Origin of the sequence: Sphaerisporangium rubeum (genome assembly GCF_014207705.1) — a bacterium.
Classification (GTDB): domain Bacteria; phylum Actinomycetota; class Actinomycetes; order Streptosporangiales; family Streptosporangiaceae; genus Sphaerisporangium; species Sphaerisporangium rubeum.
Genome location: NZ_JACHIU010000001.1, coordinates 4,304,552 through 4,319,602 on the forward strand (window position 1 = coordinate 4,304,552; position 15,051 = coordinate 4,319,602).

The 15,051-nt window shown below is 70.0% G+C and carries 15 protein-coding genes; 7 read left to right on the forward strand and 8 right to left on the reverse strand.

Annotated features, from left to right (window positions below; all coding sequences use genetic code 11):
- Positions 1–53 precede the first annotated feature (53 nt).
- Positions 54–1,661, reverse strand: coding sequence for an ABC transporter substrate-binding protein (locus tag BJ992_RS18440; protein WP_184982650.1), 1,608 nt, complete (start codon positions 1,659–1,661; stop codon positions 54–56).
- Positions 1,662–1,789: 128 nt separating this feature from the next.
- On the opposite strand from BJ992_RS18440, the gene BJ992_RS18445 reads away from it, so the two are divergent.
- On the forward strand, positions 1,790–2,764 hold the full coding sequence (locus tag BJ992_RS18445) for a helix-turn-helix transcriptional regulator (RefSeq protein ID WP_184982652.1): 975 nt from the start codon (positions 1,790–1,792) through the stop codon (positions 2,762–2,764).
- A 10-nt stretch (positions 2,765–2,774) separates the two neighbouring features.
- Here BJ992_RS18445 and BJ992_RS18450 read toward each other — a convergent pair whose 3' ends face one another.
- The 3 genes from BJ992_RS18450 to BJ992_RS18460 all read right to left on the reverse strand — a co-directional run bounded on the left by BJ992_RS18450 (position 2,775) and on the right by BJ992_RS18460 (position 5,551).
- Entirely contained in the window at positions 2,775–3,236 is a 462-nt protein-coding gene (locus tag BJ992_RS18450; protein ID WP_184982654.1) for an ATP-binding protein, read from the reverse strand.
- Positions 3,237–3,498: 262 nt separating this feature from the next.
- A complete protein-coding gene (locus tag BJ992_RS18455) occupies positions 3,499–4,677 on the reverse strand; it encodes a YncE family protein (protein ID WP_221474882.1) in 1,179 nt (392 codons plus the stop codon).
- Between the two features lie 250 nt (positions 4,678–4,927).
- Complete coding sequence (locus BJ992_RS18460) at positions 4,928–5,551, reverse strand: restriction endonuclease (RefSeq protein WP_184982656.1); 624 nt, start codon at positions 5,549–5,551, stop codon at positions 4,928–4,930.
- A gap of 271 nt (positions 5,552–5,822) precedes the next feature.
- On the opposite strand from BJ992_RS18460, the gene BJ992_RS18465 reads away from it, so the two are divergent.
- The 5 genes from BJ992_RS18465 to BJ992_RS18485 all read left to right on the forward strand — a co-directional run bounded on the left by BJ992_RS18465 (position 5,823) and on the right by BJ992_RS18485 (position 10,627).
- Positions 5,823–6,596, forward strand: coding sequence for a S1C family serine protease (locus tag BJ992_RS18465; protein WP_184982658.1), 774 nt, complete (start codon positions 5,823–5,825; stop codon positions 6,594–6,596).
- A gap of 24 nt (positions 6,597–6,620) precedes the next feature.
- On the forward strand, positions 6,621–7,610 hold the full coding sequence (locus tag BJ992_RS18470; RefSeq protein WP_184982660.1) for an AAA family ATPase: 990 nt from the start codon (positions 6,621–6,623) through the stop codon (positions 7,608–7,610).
- A 1-nt stretch (position 7,611) separates the two neighbouring features.
- Positions 7,612–8,496, forward strand: coding sequence for a DUF58 domain-containing protein (locus BJ992_RS18475; RefSeq protein ID WP_184982662.1), 885 nt, complete (start codon positions 7,612–7,614; stop codon positions 8,494–8,496).
- A 79-nt stretch (positions 8,497–8,575) separates the two neighbouring features.
- Entirely contained in the window at positions 8,576–9,526 is a 951-nt protein-coding gene (locus BJ992_RS18480; RefSeq protein WP_184982664.1) for a VWA domain-containing protein, read from the forward strand.
- A gap of 57 nt (positions 9,527–9,583) precedes the next feature.
- Positions 9,584–10,627: a VWA domain-containing protein gene (locus BJ992_RS18485; protein WP_184982666.1), complete on the forward strand. Its 1,044-nt coding sequence runs from the start codon at positions 9,584–9,586 to the stop codon at positions 10,625–10,627.
- Positions 10,628–10,648: 21 nt separating this feature from the next.
- Here the strand turns inward: BJ992_RS18485 and BJ992_RS18490 are convergent, their stop codons facing one another.
- A complete protein-coding gene (locus BJ992_RS18490) occupies positions 10,649–11,077 on the reverse strand; it encodes a DUF6010 family protein (RefSeq protein ID WP_184982668.1) in 429 nt (142 codons plus the stop codon).
- 273 nt (positions 11,078–11,350) lie between these two features.
- Here BJ992_RS18490 and BJ992_RS18495 point away from each other — a divergent pair, with 273 nt between their 5' ends.
- Positions 11,351–12,310: a GlxA family transcriptional regulator gene (locus BJ992_RS18495; RefSeq protein ID WP_246496709.1), complete on the forward strand. Its 960-nt coding sequence runs from the start codon at positions 11,351–11,353 to the stop codon at positions 12,308–12,310.
- A gap of 130 nt (positions 12,311–12,440) precedes the next feature.
- Here BJ992_RS18495 and BJ992_RS18500 read toward each other — a convergent pair whose 3' ends face one another.
- From BJ992_RS18500 to BJ992_RS18510, 3 genes are all read right to left on the reverse strand, one after another.
- The gene (locus tag BJ992_RS18500) at positions 12,441–12,851 is read right to left on the reverse strand and encodes a VOC family protein (RefSeq protein ID WP_184982670.1); all 411 of its coding nucleotides are present in this window, start codon (positions 12,849–12,851) and stop codon (positions 12,441–12,443) included.
- 76 nt (positions 12,852–12,927) lie between these two features.
- The gene (gene gap, locus BJ992_RS18505; RefSeq protein WP_184982679.1) at positions 12,928–13,926 is read right to left on the reverse strand and encodes a type I glyceraldehyde-3-phosphate dehydrogenase; all 999 of its coding nucleotides are present in this window, start codon (positions 13,924–13,926) and stop codon (positions 12,928–12,930) included.
- 132 nt (positions 13,927–14,058) lie between these two features.
- Complete coding sequence (locus BJ992_RS18510; RefSeq protein ID WP_184982681.1) at positions 14,059–15,006, reverse strand: GlxA family transcriptional regulator; 948 nt, start codon at positions 15,004–15,006, stop codon at positions 14,059–14,061.
- Between the last annotated feature and the right edge of the window lie 45 nt (positions 15,007–15,051).

The window sequence follows — 15,051 nt, forward strand, 5'->3', positions numbered from 1 at the left end:
CACGGCCCCCGTCTGCGGCCCTCGGCCGACGGGGGGCCGTGTCGGATTCATGCCTACTTGACCGAGATGGTGTCGAGGTTGGGGCTGTAGGCGTCGATGCGCACCCCGGTCACGTCGGCGGAGTACCCGGCCTGGTCCTGCCAGTTCCACAGCGGGATCATAGGCATCTCGGCGAGCGCGACGTCCTCGGCGCGCTGGTAGAGCGGGATGCTCGCCTCCATGCTCGCCGCGGCGTTCGCCTGCGCGATCAGGTCGGTGAACTCCTTGTTCTCCCAGCCCATCCGGTTGCCCGCACCCCACATCGACTCCAGGTAGTTCTGCGGGCTCGGGTAGTCCATCACCCAGTTGTTGCGGTACGGCCCGTCCTCTTTCTTCTCGCGCAAGGTCGAGAGGTAGTCGGACGCGGGGATCTTGCGGAACTTGATGTCGGCGATGCCGAGGTTCTCCTTGAGCTGGTTGGCGACGGCCGTCATCCACTGCTCGTAGCTCTGGTCGGCGTTGGAGAAGTACAGGTTGAGCGTGCCGGAGAACCCGCCGGACCTGTCGTACAGCGCCTTGGCCTTGGCGGGGTCGTACACGCACGCCTCGCCGCAGGCGCCTTCGCGGTACCCCGGCACGAGCGGCGCCACCAGGGAGCCCATCGGCTTGAACGCGCCGTTGAACACCGCGTCCACGATGGCCTGCCTGTCGATGGCCATCGAGATGGATTTACGCAGGTCGGCGCTCTGGAACCGCTTGTCGAACACCGGGAAGCCGAGGTAGTCCATGGTGCCGCTCGCGGTCGGCACGAACCGCTCGCCGAGCAGCCGCTTGGCCTCCGGCGCGCTCGCCGGGGGGATGGTCTGCAGCAGGTCCACCTTGCCGGCCCGCAGGTCGGTGTACGCGGTGTCGCGGCTGGCGTAGATCTTGAACAGCACGCCTTCGGACTTGGCGGGACGCGGCCCGGTGTACCCGTCGAACCGCTTCAGCGCGATCTGCCGGTTGTGCTGCCAGTCGCCGTCCAGCGCGAACGGCCCGTTGCCGATGGGCTTGCCGTCGTACGCCTTCAGGTCGGTGAACGCGGCCTTCGGCATCGGCGCGAAACCGGTGTAGGCGAGCGTGATGGGGAACTGGCTGAACGGCGCGGTCAGCGTCACCTCAAGGGTGGCGGGGTCCACGACCTTCAGGCCGCTCAGCTTGTCGGTCGCCGGTTTCGCGCCTTCGGCCTCGGGGTTCAGCTTGTCGTAACCCTCGACGTTGGCGAAATAGTAGTTGTTGGTCCAGGCGTTCGGGCCGTACGCGGCGGCGTTCCAGGCGTCGGCGAAGCTCTGCGCGGTGACGTCCTCGCCGTTGTGGAACTTCTGACCCGGCTTGATCTTGATGGTCCAGGTCTTCTGGTCCTCGCTGGTCACCGACTCGGCGGCCCGCATCTGCGGCGTGCCGTCCGGGCCGATGACGACGAGCGTGTCGAACAGCGCCTGCAGTACGGTGATCGAGTAGCTGCTGGAGGTGTTCCCCGGGGTGAGGTGGTCGGGCTCGGTCAGCGCGACGGAGAACCGCTTCGGGCCCTGGTCCCCGCCGCCTGAGCCACCACCCGATCCGCCGGAGCCACCGCAGGCGCTCAGCGCGAGCGCCGCCGCGAGGAGGACGGCGGCACCTCGCGCGTTGCTGACGACCGTCACTTTTCCTCTGCCTCTCCGTCGCTCGGGCGTGATGCCGGAGAGGCTAAATAGCGAGGCAAGGCTCTACATCGGAAGGATTACGTATTCCGGCGGCCCGCGCCGTCGGCCATGATGATCGCGGAGGAGTGATGGATCAGATCACCCTGAGTGCCCGCCACCTCCATGCGTTCACCGAGGTCGGTTTCCAGGTGGCCGGCGGGTCCGGAGCGCACGGCGCCATGACCGCGCTGCGCGTCGTCGTCCCGTTCGAGGCGTACGACTTCGTGGCGTTCGACCCGGCGACCGGCCGGCACAGCAGCCTGGTGTCGTCGGGCTACCCGCGCGTCCACGCCGAGGCCGCCGAGGAGTACGCCAGGCTGGACCCCTACCGGCGCGCCATGGCGTCCCGCGTGCCGCTGGACATGGGGGCACCCGGCACCGAGGCGTGGTTCGGCAGGCACCTCGCGCCGTACGGCTGGCGCTCCGGCGTGACGGCGCCGCTGTTCGTCGACGGCGACCGCTACACCGGCCTCGTGCATGTCAACTCCCGCGAGCCGCTGCCGCCGCAGACCCCGGCGCTGCTGAGCGCCGTGTCCGGCGTGCTCGCGCACGTCACCGACATCACCCGGTGCGTCATCGACCCGCTCGGCCTGCCGGCCGGGTTCCACGCGCTGGCGTTCGAGCGGTGCGGCCGGCGGCGCGAGGTGGCCGGATGGCCCTCGTCGGACGCCGTGGCGCGCGAACCCGCGATGACGGGCCTCGCCAGGGACTTCATCGACTCGCGTGAGCTGTCGCGCCGCGGCCTGTGGCTGGACCGCGCGGGGACGTGGCGCGAGGTGCGGGTGCACCGCGCCGGGGTGGGACCGCGCGGCGCCATCCAGGGAGCCGTGATCGCCGAACGGCCGTGCTCGCTGCCGTACGACCTGACGGCCCGCGAGGTGGACGTCCTCAGCCGCGTCGCGCTCGGCGACTCCAACCCGCAGATCGCCGCGACGCTCGTCCTGAGCGTGCGCACCGTGACCACCCACCTGGAGCACATCTTCGCCAAGCTCGGCTGCGACAGCCGCACCCGCCTCACCACCAAGGTCCTCGCCGAGGGCCTGTGCCACCTGGACCTCGGCTGACCCGTCCCGGTCACCGGGCCGCGCGTCCGCCGTTGGCGGGGACCCGTGCGCGGGTGGCGAGCTCGATGTGCATCTCGAACCACACGTTGTTCTTGCCGGACTCCCGGATGAAGCCCCAGCGGTGCGCGAGCGCCTCAAGCAGCTGCAACCCCCGGCCCCCGGTCTCCAGCGGCGAGGCGGGACGCCAGCCGAACGGCGGCTCCGGCGACCCGGCGTCCTGCACGGCGACCCGCACCCACTCGGCCGAGTAGGACACCGATAACGTGAACGTGCCGCCGGCCGAGGCGGAGTGCCGCACCGCGTTCGTGGCGATCTCACTGGTCAGCAGCACGCAGTCGTCGTGCAGCGGATGCGCGGCCCCCACGGCGGACGACACGAGCCGCCTGGCGCGCGCCACGGCGTCCGGATCGCCGGCCAGGCGCAGCACCCGGTCACTCGGCGGTTGCGCCCTGACATATCCCGATGAAGTCATCAGACCCCCGTTTGTGTAGTGCCGCACCGTGATTAAGGACGCGGCACTCCCCCGGTGAGATGTCGCCAAAAGGTAGGAACCTGCTCCCCACAACGGCACCTCACGAACCCCTCCGGCCCACCCCGGCGACCCGGTGACCACACGAATCCCTCCGGCCACCTCGGCCGCACGAAAACACACGGCCCCCGGCCGCACGACCCCCGGCTCCCTCAGCCGCACAGAGCCGCACGACCCTCCGTTTGCCGTCCCGGTGGCACAGGGACTAGCGGAACACGCCGGTGTGACCGAGGGAGTACCTCCCCGGCTGCGGGTACACCGCGAGCCCGTGCGGCCCGGCGTCCACCGGAACGGTGCGGATCAGGCGTCCCTTGACGGTGTCGAAGACGTACACCACCCCGTGGTACCGGCCCGCCAGCCACAGTTTCCGGCCGTCCGCCGACACACCTCCCATGTCCGGTGACCCGCCACCGGGGATGCGCCAGGTGTCCACCGGCTTGCGCTTGGCGAACGACACCACCGACACCGACCCGGCCCCCCGGTTGGAGACGTACAGGTCGCGCGAGTCGCGGCTGACGTACAGGCCGTGGGCCCCGGCCCCCGTCCGCACGAACTTCTCGACCGCGAGCCGTGCGGCGTCGACCAGCCACACCCCTCCCTTGGCCATGTCCGCGACGTAGAACGTCGTCCCGTCGGGTGACAGCTTCACGTCCTGCGGCATGCTGTGACCCGGCAGCGTGACGCGTTTGCGCACCTTCGGGCCGGTGAGATCGACGGCCACCAGATGACCGGAGAACTCGCAGCTCGCGAGCATCGTCCGGCCGTCCACGGTGAAGTCCGCGTGGTTGATCCCCCGGCACGGCATCTCCATCGACCGCCGCAGTGTGAAGTTCCGGGGGTCACGGAAGTCGAGCCGGTTCAGCCGCTCCGCCATCACCAGCGCCGACGTGCCGTCCGGCGTGAAGTACAGGTTGTACGGATCGTCCACCACGACCGGCGCACCCGGCTGCCCCGTGGCGGGGTCGATCGGCGTGAGCGTGTTCCCCTCGTTGTTGTTCACCCAGAGCGTCTTCAGATCCCACGACGGCACCACGTGCTGCGGCCGCTTCCCCACCCGGAAGTGCCGCACCACCTTGTACGTCTCCGGGTCGATCACACTGACCGTCCCGCTGTCACTGTTCGGCACGTAGACCAGCGAAGGAAACCCCGCCACCACCGGGCTCAACGACCCCGGCCGGTCATGCCGGTAGACATCGACCTTCTTCCCCGGCTCCACACGCGCCGCCGCCGCACCTCCGGCTCCCTGCCCTTCCCCCGGCGCGGCCGTCCCCGGCCCCGGCGCCGACACCGGCGCGGACGCGGACGCCGAAGGCGTGGCGGCCCCACGCGGCGCCTCCCCACGCGAGCACCCACTCACCGCGACCGCCACCACAAGCGCAGCCAACCCCCAGCCGTACGACCCCCGTCCCCGACCCCCCGATGCCGGCCCCCGCATACCCACGGCGCAGGAGTCGGCGCTGATCAGCGCGTCTCCCGATGACAGCCCCCACATACCCCGGCCCCTCGTCGTCCGTACCCGGCTCCCCACCGGCTACGGTCACGCTAGGAGCCCCAGGGTCACCGGACACCCAACCCAGCGTCACCCCCCGCCCCACGTTCCCCCGCGTCCCCGCTCGCTCCCCGATCCCCCCCTCTCACTCCGCGCTCGGCGTGAACCCCGGCCCTCCCCGCGTCACCTCGCCGCGTCCACGTGGCCCGGCCGGTGAGAGGGTCACCCTCCCGAGCATCCATTCCGCGAGCCGGTCACGCTCGACCAGCACCAGCGGCTGACGTGCGCCGAGCGCCTCTACGCGCGCCTGTCTGGTCAGGGACCCGGAGGTCACGAGAATGCCGGTATGGCCGGCGAAGCCGTTGGCCAGCGCACCGAGGAAGTTGCGCACCTCGGGAGCCCCCACGCTCTTGCGGTAACGCTTGCACTGCACCGCGAATCGTCCATGGCCCGGAACCACCGCCGTGATGTCCACCCCGCCGTCCCCGGCCCGTCCCCGCTTGTCGACCTGCCGGAACCCGTCGGCGATCATCCGCTGCGCGACCAGATGCTCGAACTGGTCACCGGTCATCCGGTCGATCTTCGCCAGCTCGGAATTGGCGGCGAGAAATCGCATCCGCTCCTTCTCCAGCATCCGGTACCGGAGATAGAGCCCGCCTCCGGTCGCGATGACCAGCAGACAGCCGACCACTAACGCCGATCTCGAATAATTGCCGACAAACCATAACAAACCCAGAACCGCACTCCCCATCCCCACCAGCCCCGCCACCCACATTTCCCTTTTCCGCCGAGACCTCCGCCTGCCATTCCCTCGCCGCGGCATGCACCCCTCCTCCACGAAAGCCGTCGGCTATGAGTCTGGCCCGCCACACCGACAAAAACGCCTGCGTGGCACCGGTCGGCCACACCCGGGACCACCGGTGCCGGCCCGCGTCGCCCCGACGGCCCCACCGATGACCGTCGGTCGTACGGATCCGATTCTCATGGAGTTCCCAGGAGAAGTTTGGTCCACTTTTGACCACTTTTTATAGATTGGTGTGATGGAGCACGCGCCACATGAGGCCGTCAGGCCCGAGACCCGAACAGCCGGGGCCGGGACGGCCAGGTGGATCGTGGCGGGTGTGGTCGCGCTCGTCGTCGTGGCGTTGCTCGCGTACCGGCTCGGAGGAGGCGGGAAAGGTGAGCAGGCCGCGGTGACGCCGAGTCCGACGCCGAGCGTGGAACTCACGGTGACGGAGGTGTTCGAGAGGACCGGGCCCTCTGTGGTGGTCATCCGTGCGGGGCCGTCGCTCGGGACGGGGGTGATCGCCGCCGAGGACGGGACGATCGTGACGGCGTACCACGTCGTCAAAGAGGCCGAGGACGTCACCGTGACGTTCTCGGACGGCACCAAGGCCGACGCCGTCGTCGCGTCGTCCAACCCACGGGCCGACGTCGCGACGCTCAGGCCCGCCAGACTGCCGGAGATCGTCGTCCCGGCGACGCTCGGCGGCGCGGTGGCCGTCGGCGCGCCGGTCGTGGCCATCGGCAATCCCCTCGGCCTCACCTACAGCGTCTCCACCGGGGTCGTGTCGGGGCTGGACCGGACCGTCACGAAAGGCGACCTGAGCGGGCTCATCCAGTTCGACGCGTCCGTCAACCCCGGCAGTTCCGGCGGTCCACTGCTGGACGCGCGCGGCTCGGTCATCGGGATCGTCGTCTCGATCGCCGACCCCGGCGGTGACGAGGCGTTCGCCGGCATCGCGTTCGCGGTGCCGATCGGCGCGGCGCTCGGCGACGACGGCGAAGGCCCAGGCGGCGGGCCGCAGATCTGATCGAAGCACCATGAAAAGGAACCCATGACCTCGACCAACTCCTCCGGGCCGTCCCATCCGCTCGAACGTGTCCTGTTCGAGGTCAAACACACGATCGTCGGTCAGGACACCCTGCTGGAACGCATGGCCGTCGCGCTGATCGCCGACGGCCACCTGCTCGTCGAAGGCGTGCCGGGCCTGGCCAAGACCCTCGCGGTGAAATCGCTGGCCGCGGCCATCAGCGGCAGCTTCCAGCGGGTCCAGTTCACCCCTGACCTGGTGCCGGCCGACCTGGTCGGCACACGGGTCTACCACCAGCACTCCGGGGAGTTCCGCACCGAACTCGGGCCGGTGTTCGCGAACCTGCTGCTGGCCGACGAGATCAACCGGGCCCCGGCCAAGGTGCAGAGCGCGCTGCTCGAGGTCATGCAGGAACACCAGGTTACGATCGGCCGGGAGACCTTCCGCGTGCCGGAGCCGTTCCTGGTCATGGCGACGGAGAACCCGATCGAGTCCGAAGGCACGTACCCGCTGCCTGAGGCGCAGGTCGACCGATTCATGATGAAAGTGATCGTCGGCTACCCGACGCAGGCCGAGGAGCAGGCCATCGTCGGCCGCGCGTTGCGTCCGCCGGAGCCGCCGCAGGCTATGGTGACCGCCGAGGAACTGATCGCGATGCGCGGCCGCGCGCGGCAGGTCTACGTGGACCCGGCGATCGTCGACTACGCGGTACGGCTGGTCGCGGTGACCCGCTCCCCCGCGACGGCCGGGCTCGGCGAACTGGAACGGTACGTCACCTACGGCGCGAGCCCGCGCGCGTCCATCGCGCTCGTCACCGGCGCACGCGCTCTGGCGTTCCTGCGCGGCCGTGACTACGTGCTGCCGCACGACGTCGGCGAACTCGCGCTGGACGTGCTGCGCCACCGCCTCGTGCTGTCCTACGAGGCCCTCGCCGACGACGTCGACGCCGACACGATCGTCACCAACGTGCTCAGAGCCGTACGGACCCCCGAAGTCGTCCTGCGGAACCGCTGACATGGCCACCGCATCGGAGAAGCTCCTGCTCCGCCTGGAATGGAAGGTCGTCCGCAGGCTCGACGGCAGACTCCAAGGCGCGCACCGCACCACGCACCGCGGTTCCGGCATCGACTTCACCGGCCTGCGCGCCTACGGCGACGGCGACGACGCGCGGCACATCGACTGGAACGTCACCGCGCGCCTGGACGAACCACACCTGCGGCTGTTCACCGAGGACCGCGAACTGACCGTGTGGCTGGTGCTCGACCGCTCGGCGTCCATGACCGCCGGCCGTCCGGGACGCGGCAAACACGACGTCCTCACCGAACTCGCGCTCCTCCTGACCCGCCTGTTCGGCCGCGGCGGCAACCGCGTCGGCGCCGTCCTCTTCGACACCGGCATCCTGCGCGTCGTCCCCCCAGGCACCACCCGCCGGCACGCGCTCCGCATCGCCGCCGAACTGGAACGCGCCTCCGGCACCAGGACCGGCGCCACGACCGACCTCGCGGAGATGCTCGACGCCGCCGGACGCCTCGCGCGCCGCCGCGCACTCGTCCTCGTCCTGTCGGACTTCATCGGCGACGGCGACTGGGAACGCTCACTCCAGCGCCTGTCCCGCCGCCACGAGGTCGTCGCGCTGCGCATCGTGGACCCCGCCGACGACGCGCTCCCCGAAGCGGGCCTCATCGTCGTCGAGGACGCGGAAACCGGCGAACAACTCCTCGTCGACTCCACCGACCCCCTCCTCCGCCTCCGCTTCCGCACCGCCGTCGACGACCGCGAAGCCAGACTCACCACCGGCATGCGCCGCGCCGGCGTCCCCGTCCACCGCGTCGACACCGGCCACGACCTCACAGAAACCCTCGTCGAGGTGGTAGCCCGCACCCGGGACCGCACCCCGTGACCGGCCACCCCACCGGACCCGGCGCCATCCCCGGCCCCGGACTCCGCACCGTGGCCACGAGGCCGGCGGAGGGTTCCTCATGACGCTGTCCTCCCCTCTTCTGCTGGTCGTGGGTCTGTTCGTGACAGTGGCCCTGGCCTGGGCCGCCGTCACGTCCGCGCGCCGCCGCGCGGCCACGCTCGCCGCGGCCGGCGTCACCGTACCGGGTGGCCGCCGGACGTACCTCGCCACCGGCCTGACGGTCGCCGGCGTCGGCGTACTCGCCGTCGCCACCGCCGGGCCCACCGCCATGGTGCCGGTGCCGCGGGCCGCCGGCACCGTCGTCCTCGCCGTCGACGTCTCCAACAGCATGGGTGCCGACGACGTCACCCCCACCCGCCTGGCCGCGGCGCAGCGCGCGGCCCGCGCGTTCGTCGCGGCGCAACCCGACAGCGTCGACATCGGCGTCGTCGCGTTCGGACGCGGCTCGCTCACCACCGCACGTCCCGACGCCGACCACTCCCTCGCGCTCGCCGCCATCGACCGCCTGAAGATCTCCGGCGGCACCTCGATAGGCGCCGCCATCCTCGGCTCACTCTCGGCGATCACCGGCAAGGCCGTGGCCGTCGACCGCGACGGCGCCACCCCCGACCTCGGCTACTGGCCGTCCGCGACGATAGTCCTGTTCTCCGACGGCCAGAACCGCGGCGGCGACATCGAACCGGCCGCCGCCGCGGCCCAGCGCGCAGGCGTCCGCGTCCACACCGTCGGCGTCGGCACCGAGACCGGCACGACAGTGAAGGTCGACGGCTACCACCTGCAGACATCCCTCGACGAGGACACCCTCACCTTGATCGCCACAACCACCGGCGGCGCCTACCACCCCGCCTCCGACGCCAACCGACTGGACGACGTCGCCGGCGCCATCGACCTCCGCATCACCGTCTCCGACGAACCACTCCCCCTCGCCGGAGCCCTCAGCGGCCTGGCCCTCGCCCTGCTCACCGCCGGAGCCGCCCTGACGCTCCTCCGGACCGGCCGGGTGATCTGAATGCCGAACCCCTGGCCCTGGATTCTGTCGCCACACCGGACCGGACAAGTGATCTGAATGTCCTTCTCCTGGCCCTGGGCCCTGCTCTCGCTCCTGACCCTCCCCCTGCTCTTCGCCGTACGCGAGTGGGCCAGGCGCCGCCGCCGCAAGTCCGCCGTCCGCGTCACCTCGATCGCCCTCGTACGAGCCGCCCTCCCGGGCCGTACCCGCTGGACCAGGAAGATCCCCGCCGCGCTCCTCATCACCGGCCTCGCCCTGCTGGCCGTAGGTGCCGCACGACCCCAGGCGTCGGTACCGGTCCCGCGGACGTCCGCCACGATCCTGCTGGCCCTCGACGTCTCCCGCTCCATGTGCGCCACAGACGTCGACCCCAACCGCATCACCGCCGCACGAAAAGCCGCCGTCGACTTCATCGAGTCCCAGCGAGGCGGCCCCCGCATCGGCCTGGTCACCTTCGCCGGCAGCGCCGGCCTTCTCGTCCCCCCCACCGACGACACCGACGCACTGATCAAAGCCCTGGACGGCATCACCGTCTCCAACGGCACCGCCATCGGCCAGGCCATGCTCACCGCCATCGACGCCATAGCCGAAGCCGACCCGTCGATCCCTCCCACTGGCGCCACCCCCGCCGAAGCCCCCGGCTCCGGCTACGCCGCCGCCGCCATCGTCCTGCTCACCGACGGCGCCAACAGCCACGGCGTGGAACCGTCCACCGCCGCCGAAGAAGCGGCCCTGCGCCGCATCCGCGTCTTCCCCATCGGCTTCGGCACCACCGACCCGGCCCCCATGGTCTGCATCGGCAACCAACTCAACGACTACGGCCGCTACGGCGGTCTCGGCGGCCGCGGCCCCGGCAGAGCCCTCCGCGACATCGACGAACCCACCCTCAAGCAAATAGCGGAAACCACCGGCGGCACCTACCACCGCGCCGAGAACGCCGCCGAACTCGACTCGGCCCTCAACACCCTCCCCAGCACCTTCACCGTGATCCACCAGGAAATAGACACCGCCCCCGCCTTCACCGCCACCGCCGCCCTACTCATCACCGCGGCCCTGGCCCTCTCCCTGTGGTGGAACCGCCCCCGCACCCCCTCCCCCTGACCATTCACAACCGAGCAGCCATCAAAGTGGAGGCGTCGCGGGCCGCTCGACGCGGGAACGGCGGAGACGCAGGTGAAGCAGGCCGGTGACCGAAGGGCCGCCGGCGAAGCACCACACGGCGATCACGGGATCGCAGATCGCGCATCCCAGGGAGGAATGGTCCGCGAAGGGAATGATCGGGCTGCCGTGCAGGTGGTGCAACAGATCCCAGCCGGTGTGCAGCAGCCACCCGGCGCCGACGAAGGTCCACGACTCCAGTCCGCGGTAGGCGCAGTAGGTGATGACGGCCGTGAAGGCGAACTCCCATGGGCCGAACCCCCCGCCACTGAGGTAGGCCGCCCCGGCGCCGGCCACCATGACCGCGTTGAACCTGCGCCGGTGCGGTTCGCGGATCAGCGACATGAGGCACACGTACCCGACGCCGATCAGGATCGGTACGACGAAGCTCATCGTCAGGATCCCTCCTGGCGACGTCCACACGGCACGGTGAAGATACCCGCGGTGCCGTGCGCGTGGAGGAATTCCGAAGCTGTGAGGGTGACGAGTCGAGCGATCATGGGAGCGCCTGTTCCGGTGAGAAGCGGCGGGACGCGGTCGAGGCTAACGAGCCGGATCCCCCGTCTCCCAGTGGCAGGAGCGACAACCACCAACGGAATAACGCCAACACCTATGAGCACCCCACCACCCGGCCACGAGCAGCGTCACACCGTTGGCGAGAATCGGATGCAGGCGTACATTCTCGCCATGCACACCGTCGCCGTCCTCGCGCTGGACCAGGTGATCCCGTTCGACCTCTCCACTCCCATCGAGGTGTTCACCCGCACCCGCCTCCCCGACGGCCGTCCCGCTTACCGGGTACGGGTCTGCGCCGAGCACCCCGACGTGAACGCCGGCTTCTTCACCCTGCGCACCACCTGGGGCCTGGACGCACTGGCGGACGCGGACACGATCATCGTGCCCGGCACCACCCACCCCGCCGGCCCCCCGTCCCCGGCCGTCCGTGACGCACTCGCCGGAGCCGCCGCCGACGGCACCCGCATCGCCTCCATCTGCACCGGCACCTTCACCCTCGCCGCCGCCGGACTACTCAGCGGCCTGCGCGCCACCACCCACTGGATGGCCGCCACCCGACTCGCCACCACCTACCCCGACATCGACGTCGACCCAGATGTCCTCTACGTCGACAACGGCCGGATCCTCACCTCGGCCGGCGCCGCGGCAGGACTGGACCTCTGCCTCCACATGATCCGCCGCGACCACGGCTCCGCCGTCGCCGCCGACGCGGCCCGCCTGTCCGTCATGCCCCTGGAACGCGAAGGCGGCCAGTCCCAGTTCATCGTCCAGCAGTACCCACCCACCCCCCGCGGCTCCACCATGGAACCCCTCCTGCGCTGGCTCGACGACAACCTCACCCGGGACCTCACCCTCACCGACATCGCTCACCAAGCCGGCACAAGCACCCGCACCCTGATACGGCGCTTCCGCCAGGAAACCGGCACCACACCCGCGCAATGGCTCCACCGAGCCCGCATCCGCCAGGCGCAGCACCTACTGGAAACCACCGACCACTCGATAGAACGCATCGCGGCCCAGGCAGGCTTCGGCTCCCCCACCGCCTTCCGCGAGCGCTTCAAACGCGTCGTCGGCGTCAGCCCTCACACCTACCGGAACAATTTCACGTGAACCGGATGCGCCGGCGGAAAGCAGCAGTTCGGCAACCGGACGGCGTATTCGCTCGGTACGGCAGGTACGGCAGGTACGGCAGGTACGGCGGCCGGAGCGGCGCTTCGGACCCTGGCTCACGACGCAGCTCTCAGTCGCGCTTCGACCAGCTCAGACCCTGGTCGGTCCAAATGGCGCTCCTGTTGCGGCACAGGCAGAAGGGATGGCCGATCGGGTCGGTGTAGACCCGCCAGCCGTAGCCGTCGGGGTCGACGAAATCCTGCTGCATCGTCGCGCCGAGTTCGAGCACACGGCGCTGCTCGACCTCGATCTCGTCCACTTCGAAGTCCAGGTGGAACTGCTTGGGGTGCTCGCTGTCCGGCCACCGCGGAGCGCGGTAGTCCTCCACCCGAATAAAAGCCAGCTCAACCTCACCGAACTGGATACCGGCCCAGTTCTCGTCGCTACCGTCCTTGATCGGCCGGCCCGTCACCTCGGAGTAGAAGGCCGCCAGCTTCATGGTGTCCGGACAGTCGATGATGAAATCGGTGAGTCGCAGCATCCCGCGATCCTGCCACAAGATGGCGAGGCGGCCGCCGCTGCGGGGCGACGCGGATCTCAGGACCGTCTTGGATCGGTCAGTCGCGTGCGAGCAGTTCGAGTGTGTCGACGACGCGGTTGGAGAAGCCCCACTCGTTGTCGTACCAGGCCACCACCTTGACGTGCCTGCCGTCGACGCGGGTGAGTGCGGCGTCGAAGATCGAGGACGCGGGGTGGCCGGTGATGTCGCTGGAGACCAGCGGCTCGTCGGCGTACTCCAGGATGCCCTTGAGCCTGCCACCGGCGGCGGCGTGGTAGGCCGCGAGCACCTCGTCGCGGGTGACCGCGCGAGAGACCGTGGTGTTCAACTCCACGATCGAACCCACGGGGACCGGTACGCGGATCGAGTCACCCGACAGCCTGCCGTCGAGGTTCGGCAGCACCAACCCGATGGCCTTCGCGGCGCCGGTGGTGGTGGGCACGATGTTCACGCCTGCGGCGCGAGCGCGGCGCAGGTCGCGGTGGGGGCCGTCCTGCAGGTTCTGCTCTTGCGTGTAGGCATGCACCGTGGTCATGAAGCCGTGCTCGATGCCGGCCAGATCGTCGAGCACGGATGCCAGCGGAGCCAGCGCGTTCGTGGTGCACGAGGCGTTCGAGATGATCACATGCTCGGCCGGGTCGTACGCTTCGGTGTTCACACCGTAGGCGAGCGTGACGTCGGCGCCGTCGGAAGGGGCGCTCACCAGCACGCGTCTGGCACCGGCCTTGATGTGAGCGCCGGCGGCGGCCGCCGCGGTGAAGCGGCCGGTGGACTCCAGCACGATGTCGACACCCAGTTCGGCCCACGGCAGGTTGACCGGTTCGCGTTCGGAGAGCACCGTGACGCGGCGGCCGTCGACCACGAGCTCGGCTCCGTCCACCTCGACCGAGCGGCCGAGACGGCCGAACGAGCTGTCATATTTGAGCAGGTGCGCGAGGGTCTGAGGAGCGCTGAGGTCGTTGACGGCGACCACTTCGAGGTCGCTGTCGCGCTCAAGCAGTGCGCGGAGGGTGTTGCGTCCGATACGGCCGAATCCGTTGACGGCGATGCGGGTCATTGAGAGTCCTTTCGCTACGACCTCCATGATCGGCATCCGGGTCTCAGCCTGACAGTGGCCTGAGCGACATGGGTCGCAAGGATCACGCCATAACCTCCGCCACCGGCCGCAAGGATCTCGCCAACGTGGCGTTCAGGCAGAAAAGGTGTGACGGTACTCCGTCGGGGAGGTGCCGAGAATGCGTTGGAAGTGCAGACGCAGGTTCGCGCCGGTGCCGAGCCCGACGCGGTCGGCGATCTGCTCCACGCCTAGATCGGTGCGTTCGAGCAGTTCGCGCGCCAGGTCCACCCGAGCCCGGAGCACCCACTGCATCGGCGTGTAGCCGGTGTCCTGCTTGAACCGCCGGGAGAAGGTGCGCGCCGACACCTTCGCGTTGCGTGCCAGCACCTCGAGGGTCAACGGCTCGGCGAGGTGCGCGAGGGCCCACTCACGCGTGCTCGCGAACAGGTCGCCAAGCGGCTCGGGCACGCTCCGGGGAACGTACTGCGCCTGGCCCCCGCTGCGATAGGGCGCCGCCACCAGCCGTCTCGCCACGTGGTTGGAGAGCGTGACGCCATGATCGCGCCGCACCAAGTGCAGGCACAGGTCGATGCCGGATGCCGCACCCGCCGACGTGAGCACGTCGCCCTCGTCCACGAACAGCACGTTCTCGTCCACCTGTACGAGCGGATGCTTCTTGGCGAGGGCCTTGGTGTAGTGCCAGTGCGTCGTGGCCCGCTTGCCGTCGAGCAGGCCCGTCGCCGCCAGCGCGAACGCCCCTGTGGAGATCGCCGCGAGCCGGGTCCCGTGCTCATGGGCTGCCATGAGCGCTTCGACGACCGTCGCCGGCGGTTCTGTGGTCACCGGCTCCCGAAAGCCGGGGATGAAGATGGTGCCGGCGTGCTCCAAGGCGTCGAGCCCCTCGGCCACGTGATACGAGAGGCCGTCGCCGCCGGTCACCAGTCCGGGTGCGGCGCCGCACACCCGCACCTCGTACGGCATGCTCGGCCGGTTGGCGAACACCTGCGCCGGGATGCCGACATCGAGCGGCTTCGCGCCTTCGAGCACGAGCACCGCGACCTGGGGGTTCCTCCGGGTCATCGTTCTCCTTCGGCACTTCCGCGATCGACGGGCATTTGCTCGCAC